Annotated in this window: 15 protein-coding genes; 11 read left to right on the plus strand and 4 right to left on the minus strand. The window is 36.2% G+C overall.

The window, feature by feature from the left end; genetic code table 11:
* The first annotated feature begins 25 nt into the window (after positions 1–25).
* The 5 genes from KBP46_RS22540 to KBP46_RS22560 all read left to right on the plus strand — a co-directional run bounded on the left by KBP46_RS22540 (position 26) and on the right by KBP46_RS22560 (position 7197).
* Complete coding sequence (locus KBP46_RS22540) at positions 26–976, plus strand: sterol desaturase family protein (RefSeq protein WP_062672048.1); 951 nt, start codon at positions 26–28, stop codon at positions 974–976.
* 222 nt (positions 977–1198) lie between these two features.
* Entirely contained in the window at positions 1199–2107 is a 909-nt protein-coding gene (locus tag KBP46_RS22545) for a hypothetical protein (protein WP_216444240.1), read from the plus strand.
* Positions 2108–2178: 71 nt separating this feature from the next.
* Positions 2179–3156 carry a polyprenyl synthetase family protein gene (locus KBP46_RS22550; RefSeq protein WP_216444241.1) on the plus strand — a complete coding sequence of 326 codons (978 nt, stop codon included), beginning with the start codon at positions 2179–2181 and terminating at the stop codon, positions 3154–3156.
* Between the two features lie 245 nt (positions 3157–3401).
* Entirely contained in the window at positions 3402–4196 is a 795-nt protein-coding gene (locus KBP46_RS22555; protein WP_062672043.1) for a hypothetical protein, read from the plus strand.
* A gap of 568 nt (positions 4197–4764) precedes the next feature.
* Complete coding sequence (locus KBP46_RS22560; RefSeq protein WP_216444242.1) at positions 4765–7197, plus strand: thiamine pyrophosphate-dependent enzyme; 2433 nt, start codon at positions 4765–4767, stop codon at positions 7195–7197.
* A gap of 55 nt (positions 7198–7252) precedes the next feature.
* Here KBP46_RS22560 and KBP46_RS22565 read toward each other — a convergent pair whose 3' ends face one another.
* The gene (locus KBP46_RS22565; RefSeq protein ID WP_216444243.1) at positions 7253–7669 is read right to left on the minus strand and encodes a carboxymuconolactone decarboxylase family protein; all 417 of its coding nucleotides are present in this window, start codon (positions 7667–7669) and stop codon (positions 7253–7255) included.
* Between the two features lie 108 nt (positions 7670–7777).
* On the minus strand, positions 7778–8170 hold the full coding sequence (locus KBP46_RS22570; protein WP_216444244.1) for a helix-turn-helix domain-containing protein: 393 nt from the start codon (positions 8168–8170) through the stop codon (positions 7778–7780).
* A 164-nt stretch (positions 8171–8334) separates the two neighbouring features.
* Here KBP46_RS22570 and KBP46_RS22575 point away from each other — a divergent pair, with 164 nt between their 5' ends.
* Complete coding sequence (locus KBP46_RS22575) at positions 8335–9396, plus strand: NADH:flavin oxidoreductase (protein WP_062672031.1); 1062 nt, start codon at positions 8335–8337, stop codon at positions 9394–9396.
* A 213-nt stretch (positions 9397–9609) separates the two neighbouring features.
* Here KBP46_RS22575 and KBP46_RS22580 read toward each other — a convergent pair whose 3' ends face one another.
* Both KBP46_RS22580 and KBP46_RS22585 read right to left on the minus strand, forming a co-directional pair.
* Positions 9610–9774, minus strand: a complete 165-nt coding sequence (locus KBP46_RS22580) for a hypothetical protein (RefSeq protein WP_157885757.1) — start codon at positions 9772–9774, stop codon at positions 9610–9612.
* A gap of 198 nt (positions 9775–9972) precedes the next feature.
* Positions 9973–11175 carry an aminopeptidase C gene (locus tag KBP46_RS22585; protein WP_120231761.1) on the minus strand — a complete coding sequence of 401 codons (1203 nt, stop codon included), beginning with the start codon at positions 11173–11175 and terminating at the stop codon, positions 9973–9975.
* Between the two features lie 205 nt (positions 11176–11380).
* Between KBP46_RS22585 and KBP46_RS22590 the strand changes: the two genes are divergently transcribed.
* The 5 genes from KBP46_RS22590 (at position 11381) to KBP46_RS22610 (ending at position 21585) form a co-directional block, all read left to right on the plus strand.
* Positions 11381–11899: an RNA polymerase sigma factor gene (locus KBP46_RS22590; RefSeq protein ID WP_123279649.1), complete on the plus strand. Its 519-nt coding sequence runs from the start codon at positions 11381–11383 to the stop codon at positions 11897–11899.
* A 12-nt stretch (positions 11900–11911) separates the two neighbouring features.
* On the plus strand, positions 11912–14227 hold the full coding sequence (locus tag KBP46_RS22595; RefSeq protein WP_216444245.1) for a T9SS type A sorting domain-containing protein: 2316 nt from the start codon (positions 11912–11914) through the stop codon (positions 14225–14227).
* A 66-nt stretch (positions 14228–14293) separates the two neighbouring features.
* Positions 14294–17062, plus strand: a complete 2769-nt coding sequence (locus KBP46_RS22600; protein WP_216444246.1) for a hypothetical protein — start codon at positions 14294–14296, stop codon at positions 17060–17062.
* 3 nt (positions 17063–17065) lie between these two features.
* Positions 17066–17356, plus strand: a complete 291-nt coding sequence (locus KBP46_RS22605) for a hypothetical protein (RefSeq protein WP_216444247.1) — start codon at positions 17066–17068, stop codon at positions 17354–17356.
* 65 nt (positions 17357–17421) lie between these two features.
* Entirely contained in the window at positions 17422–21585 is a 4164-nt protein-coding gene (locus KBP46_RS22610) for a TonB-dependent receptor plug domain-containing protein (protein ID WP_216444248.1), read from the plus strand.
* Positions 21586–21619: the final 34 nt, after the last annotated feature.

Consider the following 21619-nt stretch of genomic DNA (forward strand, 5'->3'; position numbering starts at 1 on the left):
CTACCTTTGCACAAATTATTTTGTGATGATGGATTTTCTTATGAGCGAGGACGGGCTGGAAAATGTGTATGCATGGGCAATCCCATTGCATGCCACTGTTATTTTAGCTGAAATGATTTACAGCCACGTTTCAGAAGCTAAGTTATATAGTGGAAAAGATCTTGCCACCAATGTTTATCTTGCATTGATGAACTTTGGTCTTGACCTTATCATGAAGGCATTTGCCATGGGCGTAATGTTCTTCTTTTACCATCACAGGCTTTTCTCTTGGGACCTTAGCGTATGGTACTTGCTGGCATGTTTTATCATCACAGACTTTGCCTATTATGTGCTGCATTATGTGGACCACCGTTCCAGAGCATTCTGGGCAGTACATATTACGCATCACAGTTCAGAATATTTTAATCTGACAACAGGATTCAGAAGCCCTGTATTACAGCCGCTTTACAGATATTTGTATTTTTCACCGCTTGCATTTTTAGGATTCAATCCCTGGCACATCATGGTGGCATACGCCATCGGACAAGTGTATGGGACATGGGTGCATACGCAGACTGTGAAGAGTATGGGATTTCTGGAATATATTCTGGTAACGCCTTCTCATCACCGTGTACACCATGCTTGTAACGTAAAATACCTGGATAAAAATATGGGAATGTGTCTCATTATCTGGGATAAAATATTTGGAACCTTCCAAAAAGAAGATCCGAATGTACCCGTGAAATATGGAATCTATCCAAAAATGCCGGATAACAGACCGGATACGGTATTATTTTATGAATGGAGAAAAATCTGGAAAGATCTTAAGCAGCCAGGACTAAAATTTACAGATAGAATCAATTATATCTTTAATTCTCCGGGATGGAGACATGACGGAACAGGAAAAACCGTAAGGCAGTACCAGAAAGAGTATTTTGCAAGACAGGCACAAAAGAAAGAACAACAGCAAAATCAGAAAGAGCAGAAAACTGCTTAACTTTTGATTTAAAATCAATAGAAATCTAAGTGAAAAACGGGCTATTTTAGTCCGTTTTTCTATTTTTAGAATTGACATTTTTCAAAGGCTATACAGTATTTATATTCCGCAGGAATCCACACTCTCCTCTCAAACCCGCATCCCACATCCCGATACCCGTATCTCGCATCACATGCAAACCCTCCAACTCTCTAACTCACAATAAAACCTTATTTTTGTCTTATGAAAAAACTCCTTCTGATTGTTGCTCTTTTCGTTGGCCAATCTGCATTTTCCCAGCGGACTAATTTTCTGAAAATAAAAAAATACAGAATAAACTACCTGGATGATAAAATTCAGGAAACTTCAGGACTGAATATTTTAAACGGAAGATTGTATACATTCAATGACAGTGGAAATCCTGCCGAACTTTTTGAATTGGATAAAAAAAGTGGCGAAATTATCAGGATACTGAAAACCAACTTAATCAATACAGATTGGGAAGCGTTAGCCAATGACGGAGAAAATTTTTATATCGGGGATTTCGGAAACAATACCGGAACAAGAAAGGATCTGACGATTTACAAAGTTCCATACGAACGTCTCGATGAGTCTAATGCCATTAAAATTCCAGGTTCGGAAAGGGCCTTAGATGGAACGAAAATTTTGTTTTATTATCCTGAACAGACCGAATTTATTGCTAAAAACACAAAGAACGATTTCGATGCAGAAGCTATGATTTATCTGAATGGAAAATTGCACCTATTTACCAAAGGATGGACTTCAAAAGCAACCTCGCACTATATTGTAGATCCTGAACTCTCAGAACTGCAAAAAGCAAAAAAAATAGAAACCTATAAAACAGGTTTTGTAGTTACAGATGCCTCTTATTTTGATAAAAAGCTTTATTTGATAGGATATACAAAGAAAACAGAAGTCTTTTTAGATATTTTTACAGAAACAGAACCCGGAATATTTTTTAAAGAAAAACCAAAGCACTATTACCTCGGGACTGCGCTTTCATTAGCACAGATTGAGGGAATAAGTGCAGATGAAACGGGAATTTATATTTCAGGGGAAAAGTTCAGATCTCCGTTGGGAACTACAAAACCTTCATTTTATTTTATCCCGAAAGAACAACTCAAAGATTAATTTGTCTTAAAATTGAGCGAAAAAAATTATCTTTGTGAGAATTAATAATTATTCACCCAGCATCGCAGATTGTGGCAAACATTGTAGAAGAGATTAAACAACCGATCAATGATGAAATGAAACTTTTTGAACAGAAGTTTTATGAGTCAATGCAGAGTAAAGTAGCTTTATTGGATAAAGTAACCCGTTTTATTGTTACCACCAAAGGAAAGCAGATGCGTCCTATGTTTGTCTTTCTTTGTGCCAAACTGGTGGGTGAGGTGACGGAAAAAACGTACCGCGGTGCTTCTATGATCGAACTGATTCACACCGCTACTCTGGTACATGATGATGTGGTGGATGAAAGTTTTAAACGTCGTAATTTCTTTTCAATCAATGCATTGTGGAAAAATAAAATTGCGGTTTTGGTGGGGGATTACCTTTTATCAAAATCAGTTTTACTATCTACAGATCACAAAGATTATGATCTGCTTGGGGTTATTTCCAGAACCATCCGTGAAATGTCTGAAGGAGAACTTCTGCAACTGGAAAAAGCAAGAAAACTGGATATCACAGAAGAGGTTTATTATGAAATTATCCGGCAGAAAACAGCAACTCTGATTGCTGCATGCTGTGAAATAGGAGTTCTTTCCAATAATGCAAACGAAGCTCTTGCCAAGAAGATGATGGATTTCGGTACTTTTACCGGAATGGCATTTCAGATCAAAGATGATCTTTTCGATTATTTAAGTTCAAACGTCATCGGTAAGCCTGTAGGAATTGATATTAAAGAACAGAAAATGACCCTGCCTTTAATTCATACCTTGAAAATAGCGTCTGAAAAAGATAGAAAGTATTATTTCGATACCATAAAACGATATAATAACAATCCCAAACGTGTAAAGGAGCTTATAGAATTTGTTAAAAGTTCAGGTGGATTGGATTATGCCATTACAGTGATGAAAGAATTTCAGCAGAAAGCAAAAGATATCCTGAATGAATTTCCGGATTCTGAAGCAAGGAAATCGCTGCATATTATGCTTGATTATGTTATTGAGCGAAAATTCTGACATTAATATTTTATCCGTTCTGATTTTTTTATTCATTTATTTTCTTCCCGTATGGTACGTAAATTTTATTGAAATAAATAGAGCTATCTTTCAATAATTCAATCAGTTGTGATTATCTGTGTGTTTTTATGATATTAAATTGCTGTAAACTAGCATTTTGCATAATTCACATAAAGTGCTTGTTAACAATTCATTGATGTTCCATATAATTTTTGTTAATTTGTCGTAAGAAAAAACAACAAATAATGAAAAAAATTCAGACAATGATGATAGCGTGTGCTATCAGCTCAAGCTTTATCACGTACGCACAAGTGGGAATAGGTACTCAAAATCCCCAAACAACTTTTCATATTGACGGCTCTAAAGACAATCCTGCAACAGGAATTCCTTCTGTGGCTCAACAGGATAATGATTTCAGTGTAACGTCAGGTGCAAAAGTAGGGATTGGCACAGTTTCACCCACTGAAAAATTAGATGTGGCGTCCGGAAATGCCCGTATTCGTAATATTAATTCAAATATCGGGGTCGGAGGAACTGACAGGGTGGTTGTAGCTGATGCTACCGGAGTACTGAAGACTATAGACTTTACTGCTTATTCACTGTTTCATGCGCGTTTAGCAGCGAATCAGAACATCAGTTCTTCTACGATCACGACTTTATTATTCGCTGCACCAATAGCAACTTCTCCTTTCTATTCCTATAATACCGGAACAGGAGTGATGACTTTTAACCAGCCTGGAAATTATCTGGTAACGTTACAGGCAAGTTTTACCAATATGCCTGCAGATACTCAGTTGCTTATTGGTATCAGACCTGTACCGGATGCTAATTACCTGGGAAGAGGAAGCCATTATAATGCAGTTGCTGCTTCAGGAACTGTAGGTGAGCTGATGAATTATACGACTGTAGTGGTAGCTCCCACAGCCGGATACCAGATTCGTTTTACAGCAGCTCCGAATCAAAATGCTACGATCATTTCAACAGAAACAGGATCTACTGGAAGTGGTAATGTCACCAATGTAACTGTTCAGAAGATATAAATCTATCTTTTATATTCAGAATCTGATATGGATTCAGTGTAAAAAATGAGAAAGAGCTTTTTATTGAATTCTCAAATTTTTATATGATTGCCCTTATGTATTACTCTAAATTACGGTATTGAGCGAAATTTTTAAATTAAATAATTTTCAGAGTTACAATAATAACGGCTAGAACTATACAAAATAAAGCGATTAAAAATAAATAATCCGCAATGTTCTCAAACGTAGATTCCCGCTTTCTATTACGAGTTCTGATCGCCAGAAATGAAAAGAAACAGCTACAGGCAAAAAGAATACAGGCAAATCCCGCAAATTCGTCCAAATACGTATTCTGACTGATCTTAGAGATTTTCAGTGACGTAATAATGATTAATGAAAATCCTAAAAGATTGCTGGACGCATTCAAGATATGGGGTGATTTTTTTTCCATCTTTTACAATTTTTTTCAAAATAAAGCACAATTTTTTTTATTATCAAATTTTTAAAAAAGATTATTAAAAATTAAAATTAATTTAAAAAGTGTATATTAGCAAAATACTTGAAGATTAAAAAACTTTTTTACTTAGCTATGCAAACAACCTATATTGAAACACAGCAAATATCCTTTCAAGATTTTAAAAATCAGATACTTGGAGACTACAGGTTAGGAAGGATCTCTCGTGAAATGTCTTATCTCGGAAGGAGAGAAGTACTCACTGGAAAAGCTAAATTTGGAATTTTTGGGGATGGAAAAGAACTTCCTCAGCTTGCAATGGCGAAAGTTTTCAGAAATGGAGACTTCCGTTCAGGATATTACAGGGATCAGACTTTTGCATTGGCAATAGATGCCTTAACAGTAGAAAGTTTCTTTGCACAGATGTATGCAGATACCAGTGTGGAAAGAGAGCCTGCTTCAGCAGGAAGACAAATGAACGGGCATTTCGCAACAAGAAGTTTAAATGAAGACGGAAGCTGGAAAGATTTGACAGCTCAGAAAAATATTTCTTCCGATATTTCTCCTACAGCCGGACAAATGCCAAGATTATTGGGATTGGCTCAGGCTTCAACGATCTATAAAAGCGTAAAATTTGATGGTTCAGAAAAATTCTCAAGAGAAGGTAACGAAATTGCTTTTGGAACTATTGGGGATGCTTCTACAGCAGAAGGACACTTCTGGGAAACTCTGAATGCAGCATGTGCTCTTCAGGTTCCTATGATCGTTTCTATCTGGGATGACGGATATGGAATTTCAGTTCCTACGAAAAATCAGAGAGCAAAAGCTGATATCAGTGAAATGCTAAGTGGTTTCCAGAGAAAAGAAGGAGAAAACCAGGGATGTGAGATTATCCAGGTAAGAGCCTGGGATTATCCTGCATTATTAGATGCCTATGCTAAGGCAGAACATTTTGCAAGAACAGAAAGTGTACCGGTGGTAGTGCACGTGGTAGACGTTACTCAGCCTCAGGGACACTCTACATCAGGATCTCATGAAAGATATAAAAACGAAGAACGTCTGGCTTGGGAAGCAGAGTATGACGGACTGGCAAAATTCAAAGAGTGGATTCTGAACTATTCTATCGAAATTGATGGAAAAGAAGAAGTAATTGCTACTGCTGAAGAATTGGAGGCGATAGATGAAGAAGCGAAAAAAGCAGCAAAAACAGGACAAAAAGTAGCTTGGGAAAACTATCAGAAAGCTATTTCAGAACTTATTCAGTCTATTTTACCTTTAGTAGAAAATCTTAAAGGACAAAATGCTGAAGTGGAAACTTATATTGCTCATTTCAACAAATTAGTTTCAAAAGCTAAGAAAGATATTTTCCATTTGGTAAGACAGACTTTACTGGCGACAAGAGGAACAAATTCTGCGGAAAGAAATCAGCTGATGCAGAAATACAATGAAGTATCTGCTGTTGAAAAAGACAACTATTCTTCTCACTTATATTCTCAGTCTGAATGGAAGGCTGAAAACGTACAGGAAATCAAGCCTGTATATTCTGACAGCTCTGAGGATGTAGACGGAAGAGTGGTGATCAGAAACAATTTTGACAAAATTTTTGAAAAATATCCTGAAACTTTAATCTTTGGAGAAGATACCGGAAACATTGGTGACGTGAACCAGGGATTGGAAGGAATGCAGGAAAAATACGGTGCTCTACGTATCGCTGATACAGGAATCCGTGAAGCAACAATTCTTGGACAGGGAATTGGGATGGCGATGAGAGGTTTAAGACCAATCGCTGAAATCCAATACTTAGACTATGTTCTTTACTGTTTACAGGGAATGAGTGATGACCTGGCAACGGTACATTACAGAACAAAAGGAGGTCAGAAAGCTCCGTTGATTATCAGAACGAGAGGGCACAGATTAGAAGGAATCTGGCATTCAGGTTCTCCAATGGCTGGTATTCTGAACCTTTCAAAAGGTATTTTGGTATTGGTTCCTAGAAACCTTACGAAAGCAGCAGGATTCTACAACACAATGCTTCAGGCTGACGAACCTGCGATCATCGTAGAATGTCTGAACGGATACAGATTGAAAGAAAAGCAACCGGATAACTTAGGCGAATTCACTGTTCCTGTAGGGAAAATTGAAGTAACAAAAGAAGGAAAAGATGTTACTTTGGTCACTTATGGATCTACATGGAGGATTGTAACGGAAGCAGCTAATGAATTGGAAAAATTAGGAATTTCTGCTGAAGTAATTGATATCCAGTCGTTAATCCCTTTCGATTTATCTCACGAAATTGCTGAAAGTGTTAAGAAAACCAACAGATTAGTCGTGATTGACGAAGATGTGGAAGGGGGAACTACAGGATTCATCCTACAGCAGATCCTTGAAAAGCAGAAAGCATTCAGATATCTTGATTCAGATCCGTTGACGATCTCTGCCAATGATCACAGACCAGCATATGCAAGTGATGGTGATTATTTCAGTAAGCCGTCTGCAGACGATATGGTAGAAAAAATCTACGCAATGTTTAATGAAACAAATCCTCAGAAATATCCAGCGATATTCTAATCGGGATTTTAGATAAATTTTAAACCGCTTCCTTTTTGGGAGCGGTTTTTGTTTGCTAATCTTCTTCCGCCAAAACAATTCTCAATTTATTCAAAGTATTCATCAAAGTTATACTTGCGGTAAGCTCTACAATCTCTCGTTCTGAAAATTGGTCTATCAGCTTTGCTTTGGTGCTTTCCAAATTATCTTTGCTGTAAATGACAGCTTCTGCCCATTCTAAAACAAGCTTTTGTTGGTCATTAAAGACATTGGTGTGTTTCCAGCCCGAAAGTCTGTTGATGACATCTTGTTCAAAGCCAAAATCAGAGAGCTCTTTAGCATGATAACTACAGCAATAGGCACAGCCATTGATCTGAGATACCCGAAGCTCCACCAATGCAATCAGTTTTTCATCAATACCGGATTTTCTAATGCTGTTATGGGCTCTGTACAGATTTCCAACCGTTTCTTTTGCAATTTCTTTGTAATTCATAATGCAATTTTTTCTGCAAATTTGAATCAGAAATGGTTTTGAAACTATATACTTACATTTTGGTGATATACTTACCTTTTTGAAAGTGTTATCCAAGATAAAAGGCTATCACACATTGACAGCCTTTTTATTTTTTACATCTTCATTCAGAAAAGCACAATCTTTATCTTCATGCTGTCCTTTCACCTGATATTTTGCTTCCCACTCTTCCAGCAAATATAAAATCGGCAGCAGAGCCAATCCTTTTTCTGTAAGAGAATATTCCACTCTTGGAGGAAGTTCTTTAAACTCTTCACGAATAACCAATCCATCGGTTTCCATTTCTCTAAGCTGATCAGTCAGTACCTTTCTGGAAATAATATTAATACGTACTGCCAGTTCCCCGAAACGTAACTTCCGGTCCTTGATAACAAGAACTATAATGGGTTTCCATTTGCTTCCCAAAGCGGCCATTGCCTTACCCAGAGGGCAGCTGTATTGCATTAATTCATTCTTTTTCATAGAGAGATCTTTATTTTAATATCATATGAAACTGCAGTTTCATATGTTACTTTGATGTTACTAATGTAAGTTACTGCGAAGTTACCACTATTTTTATATAAAAGATACAAAAGTGAACTATTATTAGTTACTTTGTGTAACAATTATAAAATATAAATTTAAATATGAGCACATCATCATTATTTAAACCGTTTCAATACAAGAATTTACAGCTTAAAAATAGAATTGTAATGGCTCCAATGACCAGAGCACAGTCTGACAATGGAGTTCCTACACAGAACATCGCAGATTATTATGGAAGAAGAGCCGCTTCAGAAGTAGGATTGATTCTTTCTGAAGGAACTGTGATCAACAGACCGGGATCAAAAAATATGCAGAATATTCCTGATTTCTATGGTACAGAAGCTTTAAACGGCTGGAAAAATGTTATTGATACTGTACATCAGAATGGAGGTAAAATGGGACCTCAGATCTGGCACGTAGGAGATACGAGAATGTCTGAAGACTATCCGTTGGTTCCAATGGAAAAGGCTTCAACAATGACTATTGAAGATATTCAGGATACCATTGCGCAGTTTGCAGCATCTGCAAAATCAGCAAAAGACCTTGGTTTCGACTGTATTGAAATTCATGGTGCACACGGATACCTTATCGACCAGTTTTTCTGGGAAGTAACCAATACCAGAACCGATGAATATGGCGGTAAAACATTGAAAGAAAGAAGCAGATTTGCTGTAGAAGTAGTAAAAGCGATCAGAGCAGCAGTGGGAGAGGATTTTACCATTATTATCCGCCTTTCACAATGGAAACAACAAGATTATAAAACCAGACTGGCATTTACTCCTAATGAAATGGAAGAGTGGTTATTACCATTAAAAGAAGCTGGAGTAGATATTTTCCATTGTTCACAGCGTCGTTTCTGGGAACCGGAATTTGAAGGTTCTGACTTAAACTTTGCAGGATGGGCAAAAAAAATTACCGGGCAGCCAACTATTACCGTAGGTTCTGTAGGCTTGAACGGAGATTTCCTTAATGCTTTTGCAGGGCAGGGAACAGAAAAAAGAGATCTTACGGAACTAATCAGAAGACTTGACAATGAGGAATTTGATCTTGTTGCAGTAGGAAGAGCTATTTTGCAGGATCACCAGTGGGTACAGAAGATCAAAGACGGCAATACAGAAGCCCTTCTTGATTTTTCAGCAGAAAGTATGGGCGTTTTATTTTAATATCAATAATGAATTGTGAATTTGTTTCGCAGTGGTTTTTTAACAGCATAATTTATTCACTTGGGAAGAGGAATTGACGATTCAATATGGTCATAAATTAGCGTAATTCACTTTATTTTATATTTAATTTTCACCTATTTATTAAAGAACCCGATTTCAGAATTTCTGAAATCGGGTTTTTATTTGCTTCTTTTCTAAAAGCTTAAATTCATTTTATAAGAATCTGCATCCTGTTGCAGCGGGTTCACATGACCAATAGGCAGGAACACCATTTTCAGCTTTATGTCGGCATGCAACAGTATCGCCTTCGCATTGTGGAGCATTTCCTCCAATGATGTTCTTTAATGTCGATTTTGTTAATTTCTTTAGATTTTTCATGTTAATTAGTTTGTTGATTTATACAAATATAATATTTTTTGTAAATCAAACAATATTTTGCGCAAAAATGGGAATATATTCTTTCAAATAACATATTCTAAAAATAAACCCGCTTCCGGAATTTCCAGAAGCGGGTTTTAACAGATTTAAATATCTAAAACTACCTTTTAATTAAATGGCAGAAATGATTTCTTTATCTTATAAACCAATATTCTTAGTTGGTTTCAATTGCTTTAAGATGCTTTTGGGAATTGCATTTTTGTGAACAAGTATGGCTGTTGATTTATATTCAACATAAGGTCTTGTTACATACAGATATCCGGCAAAGTCATTGGTTACTCCCCATGAGTTTTTCACCATATAATATTCTTTACCCGTTTGATCTTTAGCCAAACCTACGATGTGCATCCCATGGTCATCCGTTGTAGAAAGGTTGTTAAGTGCTTTCTGACGCATGTCTTCAGTGATGGTTTTATCTTTTTTAGGCTCTGTAAACAAAGTCTGCTTGTTCTCTGCAGTAATTTGGTCAAGATCCATATCCGGAACGTATGCTACCCCGTTTTTGTAAGAGAAATAAGGCTCAGAAACATCCGTTGCCCAACCTACAGAATATCCTTTATTTACAGCGTTATCAATAATTGCAGTAAGATCTTTCATCGGAACATTCCAATCAGAATCGTGGCTCCAGTTATCAGGAATCGGAACTACAAATTTCTGAAAATATGGATAATCTTTATAAGAAGATAATTCCACATAATCTTCAGGGTTGATTCCTACTACTTCTTTAGCAAATGTTTTCGGAGTGTAGTTTTTCCCTTCATATGTAAAGTTAGAAGGTACTTTGCCTAAATATTCATCAAGAATAGCATCTACAGAATCCATCCAGTTATCTGTCAGTTTTCCTTTTGAAGAAGCCTGAACAAGGCTGTCAAGAACTGGTTTCAGTTTGCCCTGCATTTCCTTGAAGTTATTGGTAGTCTGTCCAGCTTTTAATCCTGTGTAAACATCCTGAGGAACTGCTCCGTATTTTTTGTACATATTGATTACGTCGTGAAGTTCTCCTCCGTCACCCCAGCTGATAGCGCCATTATTCAAAACATATAATTTTGCTTTATCGTGGTAAGAATTTCTTGCAGTAAAGATTTCAGCAAGATCTACAGGTTTTTTGCCCATTCTCTGCATTTCAGATTCAAGGAAAGAGTTTCCGGAGTAGCTCCAGCAAGTTCCTGATGAACCCTGGTTCTTTACAGAAGTTGCACCCACGTCTTTTAACGTTGTGAACTGAAAATTAGCATTTTGTGATTGGTTGTTTTTTAACTTGTTGATTAAGTCATCTTGGGCAAACATCATACTTCCTGCAGACAAAACAAAAAGTAATGATGCAATTTTGGCATTTTTCATTACTATAAAAAGATTATTTATATTAAAAGTCGTTGATAATAGAGATTTGTTACAGATGGAAAAGTTAAATTTGAAATTAAAAAAATTACAAAAAGGGTGAAATAATATAGGCATATCAGCTCATTTGCCCCTTTGCTTAAAAATGTTGATCATGTTTCCAACCCTCACAAATGTTTCTGCATCTATAATAGTATAACTCCTGACTATGGAACAAGAATTATTATTGGAATGCCAGCGTAACAACCGCAATGCCCAGCGGATAGTTTACGAGAAAATGGCGGGCAGGCTTTACTCAGTCTGCAAACGCTATTTGAAAAACGATGAAGATATCGAAGAAGTATTGGCCGATACATTCTACAAAATCTTCACGAAAATCACCCAGCTTCAGAATGCCGATACCTTTGAAGCATGGGCAAGAAAAATTGCGGTAAATGAATGCCTGCAGAAACTAAGATCCAGCAAAGGACTGTTTATTTCCCTGGAAGAAAATTTCACCGATCATTCTGAAGGAACAACGGAAAACCTTTCCCTGGAAAAAGATATTCTGAGCTTACTGAATTTTCTCCCGGAAGGCTGCAGAGCTATCTTTAATCTTTTTGCTATTGAAGGATATCCTCATAAGGAAATAGCCACCATGCTTTCCATCAGCGAAGGAACATCAAAATCCCAGCTCAATTTTGCACGAAAAAAGCTGCAGGAACTTCTAGTGAATCAAAACATTTAAACTTTTACAACAATGGAAAATAATCATATAGATCAACAATTCAATGAAGCTTCCAGACTTTCAGAAGAGCCAGCTGTTTTTCCTGGTTTTGAGAAGGTATGGGGTAAAGTTGAAGAGAAATTAGATACAAAAGAAGAGAAAAAGAGAATCATTCCTCTTTGGCTGCCCTATGGTATTGCAGCAAGTTTGATGATTGGTCTTGGGGCTTTTTACTTTATGAATAAAAAAGAGACTGCAGAACCTTTACAGCCTGTAATAGCAGTGAATACAAGCTCAGGTGGCCCGATTAATAAAACAGATATTGCAAAGATAGACAGGACCATCAAGGAGAATATCAGAAAAGAAGAATTGCCTGTAACAGTACCTCTTCCCACAGAATCTAAATCTTCATCATTTGCAGGAATAGATCCTTATAAATCTCATCCTATCTGTAATATACCGCCATTGGAAGCTTCTGAGAGAGTAACAGCATCTCTGCCTCAGATATACAGTGATACCTTAAAAACACAAGAAATTGATGAAGTTGTTGTCACGGCGTATGGGATTAAAAAGAGTTATAAATCTGTTACCGCTTCCTCAACGGTTATGATTGCTTCTACAGACAAAACTCCTGTGCATGCTCCGGCTGCCGTTTCTTCACTGGCTGGAAGAGTTGCCGGGTTAGAAGTGTCAACCGGAATTAAAAAGCATGATGCAATATTAATAAGGGGTTCAAGAAGTATAGATGGTCGCTCGACGGCTCCTTTATATATTGTTGATGGAGTTGTTTTAGGCAGAGAATCTGGATTTTTAAATACTCTGGATCCAAAAAAAATAAAAGAATTAAAAGTACTGAAAGGGCTTGAAGCTACTGCCCTGTATGGAAGCAAAGCTAATAACGGAGTTGTTATAATGACCACAAAAGGCTTATCTAACGATGAAATAGAAAAACTCAAAAAGTTATCTTCAGATAATGCTGAGAAAATACTAAAAGAAGCTGAAGAACCTGAAAAAGAACTTCCCAAAGCAGGCCAGCTCACAGCAGGAGAAGTTAACGATTTTTCTAAGTGGGATTATTGGAAAGATATTGCAGTTCCTACACTGGATCAGTATAAAAATACATGGAAATTCTTTCCTGATAAAAGGATTTCAGTTCAGTTGGTCAATAAAGACAGAAAACCGGTAATAGGGGAGAAAATAAAACTATTGGATGATAAGAAAAATATTATCTGGGAAGCCGTTTCAGATAATCTGGGCAATGTGGAATTATGGATATCACCGATGACTGATGAGAAACCTGACTCAGAGAAATATTATTTATCTGATGGTTCAGGGCAGATCATCAGTAGTAATCTCAGAACCTTTAAAAATGGACAAAACCTGATTATTCTTGATAAACACTGTCTGCAAAAGCGTGTATTGGATCTTGCTTTTGTAGTTGATGCTACAGGTTCTATGGGGGATGAAATTTCTTATCTCCAGTCTGAACTTTTGGATGTATTGAAAAAGATTGAAGGACAGCTTAAAAATACAACGGTAAGATATGGATCAGTTTTTTACAGAGATCAGGGAGATGAATATGTGACCCGAAAATTTGACTTTTCTGATAATGCAGAAGATCTTGTTGGGTTTATTAAAAAACAGAACGCTGGGGGTGGCGGAGATACACCGGAAGCGGTTGTTGAAGCATTGGAAGTTTCTGTTGATGAGCTGAAGTGGAGTGATGAAAATTCAACGAAAATTATGTTTTTAATTCTGGATGCTCCTCCACACCATTCGGAGCAGAATATAAAGGATTTATACAGAGCAATAAAGACTGCGACAAAGAAAGGGATTACCATTATACCATTGGCAGCCAGTGATACCGATAAACAAACAGAATATCTGATGCGTACATTTGCTTTACTCACCAATGGAACCTATACGTTCCTTTCAGATGACAGTGGAATAGGAAACAGCCATATTAAACCTACCATAGATTCTTATGAAGTTGAAAAACTGAATGATTTATTATTAAGATTAATCCTTCAGAGAGCTGTTTTGCCAGAATGCAGCGCAGGAATTTCAAATGATAACATCAACAAAAAAATGGAAAAAGAAATTGACAGTCAGATTGATATTAAAACTGTGCTATTTCCAAATCCTACAAAAGGTCAGCTGCAGATTAAAACAAGAAAACCAATTGAAGAACTGTTTGTGTATGATCTTGCCGGAAAGATTATTATGAGAAAAGAAAAACTTCCGGAAGGTAAAAATACAATTGATTTAACTTCTTATCCTCAAGGGATTTATCTTGTCCGTATTCATACTAATGATCAATGGGAAACATTTAAGGTCATTAAAAATTAATTATCTTAAAAAAAGAAATTTCCCCGGAAATTTCTTTTTTTATATTTTTAAGCATACTAATAACTGATGAAAAAGAATTATTTGCTGTTGCTGCCATTTACGATTACTTTGTTACAGGCACAAAATTCACAATTGTACTATTCTGGAAAATTTTTAACATCTAAGGATAAAGAACAGAATTTTTTAAAGGTTTATAATAAGAACAGCGGTATCTATGAACTGACTGATGAGAAAGGGTTTGCCATCATCGCTGCCAAGCCTTATGATACCCTTGTATGGAACCAAGGGAAAAATACCCATGTTATTTCTTCTTATGAACTCAGGGAATTAAAAACGATTCTGGAAAATCAGACAGGAAATAAAAGTGTAGATAATATTTACAGTAAAGCCTATGACAGTCTTGTTTCAAAGGAGATTAAAGACGATTTCAGTATTGAAAAAACTAAAACCCAACTCAGTAAAAGATCACATTCTTATTTTGATAAAATAAGAAAATTAAAGCAGAAGAATGATAGTGTTTATGTTTTAAAAAGGATCAATAAGACAACTTTGCTTTTTAACGGAAGCTTTACCATGTATTTTGATATTAAAAGCAGGAATGCTGTTCCGGAGACTCAAAATAACTATGTTCAGGGAAGATCTGAAAATGGAAATCTTGCTTGGAAAGGTCCTGAAACGTATGAAATGTTCAGTTTTGGACCAGATCTATCTACACTTGGGTTTAATGGATTGCCTTATGAGTACGATCAGAATGGAAAACTGATTCCATGGATTGATGGACTTCAGCGTGCAAAAAGATATAATAATAACCTTTTTAAAACCACAATAGGATATAATAACCAGTTGAATGTAAATGCTTTTATACAACAGGGTAACAATGAAAAACTCCGTCTTGCACTGAATCTGGGGCAGCAAAAGAATCAGATGTATTTTATTGACCAGTTTGATATTACCAATACCCTTAAAGCAAAACTGAATGCAGATTTGGGTAGGTATTACATTAATCTGGCTTTTAATTACGAAGAAGATAAAGCTACGAATACCAATAGAACAGGCCTGTTCAACAGAGCTTACCAAAACTCATTGTTAACACCGGTTTCTTTTTCAAATGAACAAAATACTTTGCTGAATAACGGTTTACAGAGAAGCTACAGCAAATATGCAGACAATCCTTCATTCCTTTTTGCACAGGATAGCAAATACCGCTATAAGAATCGGGACAGAAAGTTGAGTCTCAACGTAGCGAAAGACTGGGATCAATTTAAATGGAATATTACTCAGTCCTATGAAAGTATTACGATCTGGAATCAGGATCAATATAAACCTTCTACTTATGGTTTCATCAGCGGTGTATCGAATGAAAGGATTCAAAACAACAGCTCTTATCATTCCAATATACAGGGCTCTTATTCATTGGGAGACTATGACTTTAGAAATACTTTCAGCCTGAATTTTATTTTAAATGATAAAAAATCCGACATTTATAACAGCCTGACTTATCAAAAATATTTCTATCAGAGAACTTCACAGGATCATATTTTTAATTATAATATGAACATCCGCGATTATGATTTTGAAGCAGGTTTTAATCTTGGGAATTCATTTTATATTTCCAATACTTCACTTAAAAATAATTATTGGCTTCCAAAAGCTAACTTTTATTTGAAGTTCAATGGCATCTTCAATTGGTATAATTACAATTTTAAATTATTGGGAAGCTACACGCAATTAAGCTCTGAGCCGGAAATTACAAGATCCTATGCTTCGTATTCTACTACTTTGCTGAAAGCAGAGAATTACAATCAATACTTTCCGGTGCAGGAAGTAGAAAGCTTCCGGGGTTTATCTAATATTAATACACAGGAATGGAAAATTGGAGCCAGGCTGAATCTTGGGTATAAAATAAGTGTAGATGGAGAATATTTTAATAAAAAGAATACTGACGATATATTTCCTGTCTTTGAAAACAATCAGCTGAGGTTAAAGAATGCAGCAGATCATACCTACAGCGGATATGAATTCAATTTTGCTTACGAAAAGTTGCAGCTTGGATATGATTTGTATATCACCAATAAAGTTTCATTCTTTAAATACAAAGATATTGTAGACCGCACGGCTCCCGGATATCAGAACCTTGCCGTTTCGGGATTTAAAGACATTTATAAAACACTATCGGAAGGTCAGGCTTTGGGTGCTGTGATGGGCAGTTACTTTGAAAGAAATGCAGCCGGACAATTGGTCATTGATGAGTTTGGATTTCCTAAAAAAGCAGACGGAATGAAAATTATTGCAAATCCTACACCGGATTTTGTGATGAAATTCAACCACAGTTTTGCCTATAAAAACTGGTCTTTAGATATCAATTGGGAATGGAAAAAAGGAGGGCATCTTTGGAACGGAACCCAGGCTGTCCTTGATTATTACGGACGTTCTTATGGCTCGGGAGAAGAAAGGAATATCAAAAATTATATTTTTGAAGGCGTACAGGCCAATGGAACTGTCAACCAGATTCCTGTGGATTTCTATGATCCCAACAAGGATGTTATGGAAAACAGATGGTCGAGGTACGGTTATTTAGGGGTGGCTGAAAATTATGTTCAAAAAGCAGATTATATAAGAATCAATACTATATCCCTTTCCTCAGATTTCCCGATTAACCATAATAAACAGGCTCTCAGACTGACTTTTTATGTAAATAATATCATGCTTTGGCAGGCTAATAAAGGCGCAGATCCTAATCAGAACTTCTACGATATGAATAATGGAAGAGGACTGGATTTTTTTAATCTTCCCTCTTTTAAAACATTTGGCTGTATTGTTTCACTTAAATTTTAACTCATGAATCTCAAGTTTATATCCATCTATATCATCCTGCTGTGCTTATTGTTTTCAGCCTTTTCTGTGAAAGGACAGCAACCATTTCAGGATTTTGAAAAAGAAAAGACCTACATTCAGACCAATCATGTTTTTTATAAACCTGGGGAGCAAATGTATTTTAAAATATATGTTGTAAAAGGAAACAATAATTTACCGGTCGAAGAAAGCAGGGTCGTAAATTTCGAAATAACAGATCCTGCAGGAAGTGTTGTGAGAAAATTGAAATACGAAATTACCAATGGATATGCCTAGGGAGACTTCTATTTTGCTGAAGACATGAAGGGGGGATCTATAAAATCAGAGCTTTTACCAACTGGATGCAGAATGAAGAAGGAAAAAATACCTTCGAAAAAGAAATTACCCTCCAGAAAATTGTATCACCAAGAATTTTAATGAAGCTTGATTTTCCTAAAAAAGGATATGGCCCGGGAGATGAGGTAAGTGCAGATTTTTCAATGAGAAGTCTTAGCAATCTTCCGATTCCTTTTTATGAAGCTGATTATACCATAATGCACAACGGAGAAACTATTTCAGAAGGAAAACTCATTACCGATAAAGAAGGTAAAAAACTGTTGACCTTTAAGCTTCCTGAAGTTTTGAAATCCTCTGATGCTCTTTTGAATATCAAAGTGAATTTTGATGGATTTACAGAATCTATCTCCAGAAATATTCCTATTGTTCTGAATAATCTGGATGTGAAATTCTTACCGGAAGGCGGAACTTTTATCAATGGAATAGAACAGAATATCGCCTTTAAAATTCTGGATGAGTTTGAAAAGCCTGTAGATGCTGTCTTGGCTGTTTACAATCAGAATCATGAAAAAATAAAAGAAATTTCAGCCTATAATTTTGGAATGGGAAGCTTTCTTTTTACCCCGAAAAATGGAGAAAATTACTATGCAAAAGTGCTGAAACCGGAAAATATTACCCAGACTTTTGATCTCCCGGCAGCAAAAAATGAAGGACTGGTTTTAAATATTCGGAATGAAAATAAAAACCTGAATTTTACGATATTTTCTACCCAGGAAAAAACAATTACCCTGTTGGGAAGTTTCCGCGGAAAAGACGTTTACAGCAAAATCATTTCGCTGAAAAAAGGAATGAATTCTTTGGAAACTGCAGAAAAGAATTTCCCCACAGGAATCTGTAGGTTTACCATTCTGGAAAATAATATGCCGCTTGCAGAAAGGATTGTTTTTACCAATAAAGTAAACCATCTGAATATAAAAGTTACCCCTGTAAAGCAACATTATCTACCAAGAGAAAAGGTGGTTCTGGACATTGAAACCACGGATGAGAATAACAAACCTGTTCCTGCTAATCTTGGAGTAAGCGTAGTAGATGATAAACTATGGACCTATGCTGACGACAAACAGAATCATATTATTTCCTGGCTTTTGATGGATTCTGAGCTCAAAGGGAAAATTGAAAGGCCTCAGTTTTATTTCGATAAAAAAGAAGAAAAAGCAGATAAAAGCTTAGATCTTGTGATGCTGACAAACGGTTACCGATATTTTGAGCCTATTCCGGAAATTCTGAAGACCAATAAATACAAATACCTTCCTGAAAAGAAAAACACAATCTATGGCGTGGTAGAAGATGAAAACAAAAAACCGGTGAAAGCAGATGTTTTTCTTTTGGATATCTATAATAAAAAGATTCTCAAGCAGGCCGTTGCAGAAAATGGAAAGTTCTATTTTTCGGATTTAAATGCAAATAATTCTTATAAAATTATTGCAAAGTCCTTTCAGCCTAAACATCAGCTGAAAATCAAAATTCTGTCTTACAATCTGGATATTAATCCTTTAGTAAAACAGAAACTTACCAACATAGACGTAGAAGAAATTGTAAAGGAAGCTGAAAGAAAAGAAGAAATAAAAACAGAAAATAAAAACAATACCACTCAGTTAAATCAATCACGAAGATCAAAAACTGATACAATCAGAAAGAATACAAGTATTGAAGAAGTAGTTGTTGTGGGCTACAGTGTAAAGAATGATAAAGCAGCAGTGGCTTCTACAACAATAACATCTTCTATGGAGATGCAGAATGCCAGCGTAACTTCTTTGTTGAGTGGAAAAGTTGCGGGATTAATGGTAACAAGTGCCGGGCAGCCGGGAGCAGGAGAGCAGATCAATATCAGAGGAACGGCCTCCATTACCAATAAAAACCCTTTATTCATTGTGGATGGTATTCCTGTCGAAAATTTTAATACGACGATTAATCCAAATGATATCAACAGTATTACCGTTTTGAAAGATGCTGCTGCTACCGCTATTTACGGAAGCAGAGCTGTGAATGGAGTGGTGATCGTCAACTCAGCTAAAAATAGAAAATCAGAAATAAGTATTGATATTACCCCGAAATCTTACCTCGCCATACAAACTGTGCCCTATGGAAAGCTTATTTCATATGCCGGAGCAAGAGAATTTGTTTATCCCGAATATAAAACAACCAATACCTCTTACCGTTTTGACTATAGAGAAGCGCTTTACTGGAATCCGGTAGTAGAAACGGATAAAAATGGGAAGGCCAGAGTGGAGTTTTATAATTCGGATGCGAATTCCACTTTCAGAATTATAACAGAAGGAATTTCTGCATCAGGACTTTTGGGAAGAGATGAAACGACGTATGCTGCCCAGAGCCTGATTTCGATAGATACTAAAATTCCTCAGTACCTGACGAGAACAGATCAAATGACAATTCCTGTGGTAGTTAAAAATAATTCTCCAGAAACCCGCAAAATGACCATGGATGTCATTGTTCCCAACCATGTAAAACTCATCAGTTCTGATAGTCTGATTACCCTGAAACCCCTAGAATCAGGAAGATTATTGGTAAGAATACAGACTGATGAGATTGTGAATTCTGATATTCAGTTTTCGGTGAGATCAGGAGAGTTCAGAGAAACGATGATTCTTCCGTTTAAAGTAGAAGAAAAAGGATTTCTCCATCAGTTTTCCATCATTAATAGTAAAACAGAAGATCTCAAAATCAATATTCCGGAGTATATTAATGGAAGCCTGTATTCATCCTATTATGTATTTGAAAATACAGCTCTGAAGATGTTTGGAGACATAGAACAACTGAAAAAAGAACCTCATGGATGTTTTGAACAGCTTTCCTCAACAGTATATCCTAACATTTTTATTCTTGACTATTTAAAATCAAGTAAAAAAATAAACACCGCAACTGAAAATCTGGTGATAAAAAATCTGAAAAAAGGCTTCCAGAAGCTGCTGAGTTATAAAAATAAGGACGGAGGTTTCGGATATTTCAGCTCCGCAGAATCAGATGTCGCCCTTTCAGCATTTGCGTTATTGGAATTTATGGAATTAAAGAAGTACGTGAATCCGGATGCTAAGCTCATCCAGGAACTTTCCTCATTTATTTTGTCAAAAAAGAATGCAAACGGATTATTCGAAGTAAGAAAACCCTATGAATCCAAAAAAGACTTTTCTGAATTTTCCTGGTCGAGAAATATGTATGTTGTATATGCTCTGTCCAAACTTGGGTTTAAAAATGAAATTGAAGATTCCTTTCAGGTAATGCTGAAAAGAGCTTTGGCTACAAAAGATTCTTATCAATTGGCTTTACTTGCTAATGCAGCAGCATATCTTGGGAAACAAAAAGAATATGATGATATGATAAAAATTCTGGACAAACAATATGAAACAAAGAAGGTAAAATCTGAAGTTACTTTTACGGGTTCATGGGGAATGTCTGCGGATGCGGAGACACTTTCATTATATATTATGGCCCTTCAGAAAGATGAGAAACTCAACCAGTTGAAAATTGCTGAAGCAGCTGATCAGCTTATTGGTTTGAATGGTTATTTCGGATTCGGCTCTACACAGGCCACAACACTGGCAATCCAGGCATTATCTGATTTTTTCTCTAAAAATGAGAAATTGTATGGAACTGAAAAACCGGTTATTAAGATTAACAAAGCGAATACTTACCCTAATATAAGTCTGTCATCAGCATATAAAACAGGGGAAAATGATATCACTATTCATTATCCATCACAAAAAGGACTTCCTTATAAGCTGGAATATCAATATTACACGCTGCAAGCTCCGGAAAGCAAGGATATTCCACTTACCATGGAGACCAGATTAAAATCCGGAACGTCAAAAATAGGGGAGACCAAGAGAATGACCATTACCGTAAAAAACAAAATAAACGGTGAGCTGCCAATGACCATAGCAAAAATTGGTATCCCGGCAGGATTGACGCTGCAAAATGCCTTGCTGAAAGATATGGTGGACAAAAAACAGGTTTCTTACTATGAGATTTTTGACAACTATCTGGTTTTATACTGGGAACATTTCAATGCAGAGGAAACAAAGACTATTAATCTTGATCTCAAAGTGGAATTTGCAGGAACGTATACAGGAAAATCAAGTAATGTTTACCTCTATTATATGCCGGAAGCTAAGTATTGGAACCAAGGAATTACAACCAGTATTGAACCTTAATTTTTTATAAACAGAAACAGACATCCATTGATCC

Origin of the sequence: Chryseobacterium sp. PCH239 (assembly GCF_018924625.1) — a bacterium.
Lineage (GTDB): Bacteria > Bacteroidota > Bacteroidia > Flavobacteriales > Weeksellaceae > Chryseobacterium > Chryseobacterium cucumeris.

Bases quoted from the DNA above. Each gene is read 5' to 3' on its own strand.
- KBP46_RS22545 (WP_216444240.1), top strand. From the start codon at position 1,199: ATGAAAAAACTCCTTCTGATTGTTGCTCTTTTCGTTGGCCAATCTGCA.
- KBP46_RS22540 (WP_062672048.1), top strand. From the start codon at position 26: ATGATGGATTTTCTTATGAGCGAGGACGGGCTGGAAAATGTGTATGCA.
- KBP46_RS22580 (WP_157885757.1), bottom strand. From the start codon at position 9,774: ATGAAAAATCTAAAGAAATTAACAAAATCGACATTAAAGAACATCATT.
- KBP46_RS22570 (WP_216444244.1), bottom strand. From the start codon at position 8,170: ATGAAAAAGAATGAATTAATGCAATACAGCTGCCCTCTGGGTAAGGCA.
- KBP46_RS22565 (WP_216444243.1), bottom strand. From the start codon at position 7,669: ATGAATTACAAAGAAATTGCAAAAGAAACGGTTGGAAATCTGTACAGA.
- KBP46_RS22585 (WP_120231761.1), bottom strand. From the start codon at position 11,175: ATGAAAAATGCCAAAATTGCATCATTACTTTTTGTTTTGTCTGCAGGA.
- KBP46_RS22575 (WP_062672031.1), top strand. From the start codon at position 8,335: ATGAGCACATCATCATTATTTAAACCGTTTCAATACAAGAATTTACAG.
- KBP46_RS22555 (WP_062672043.1), top strand. From the start codon at position 3,402: ATGAAAAAAATTCAGACAATGATGATAGCGTGTGCTATCAGCTCAAGC.
- KBP46_RS22605 (WP_216444247.1), top strand. From the start codon at position 17,066: ATGAATCTCAAGTTTATATCCATCTATATCATCCTGCTGTGCTTATTG.
- KBP46_RS22600 (WP_216444246.1), top strand. From the start codon at position 14,294: ATGAAAAAGAATTATTTGCTGTTGCTGCCATTTACGATTACTTTGTTA.
- KBP46_RS22610 (WP_216444248.1), top strand. From the start codon at position 17,422: ATGCAGAATGAAGAAGGAAAAAATACCTTCGAAAAAGAAATTACCCTC.
- KBP46_RS22595 (WP_216444245.1), top strand. From the start codon at position 11,912: ATGGAAAATAATCATATAGATCAACAATTCAATGAAGCTTCCAGACTT.
- KBP46_RS22590 (WP_123279649.1), top strand. From the start codon at position 11,381: ATGGAACAAGAATTATTATTGGAATGCCAGCGTAACAACCGCAATGCC.
- KBP46_RS22560 (WP_216444242.1), top strand. From the start codon at position 4,765: ATGCAAACAACCTATATTGAAACACAGCAAATATCCTTTCAAGATTTT.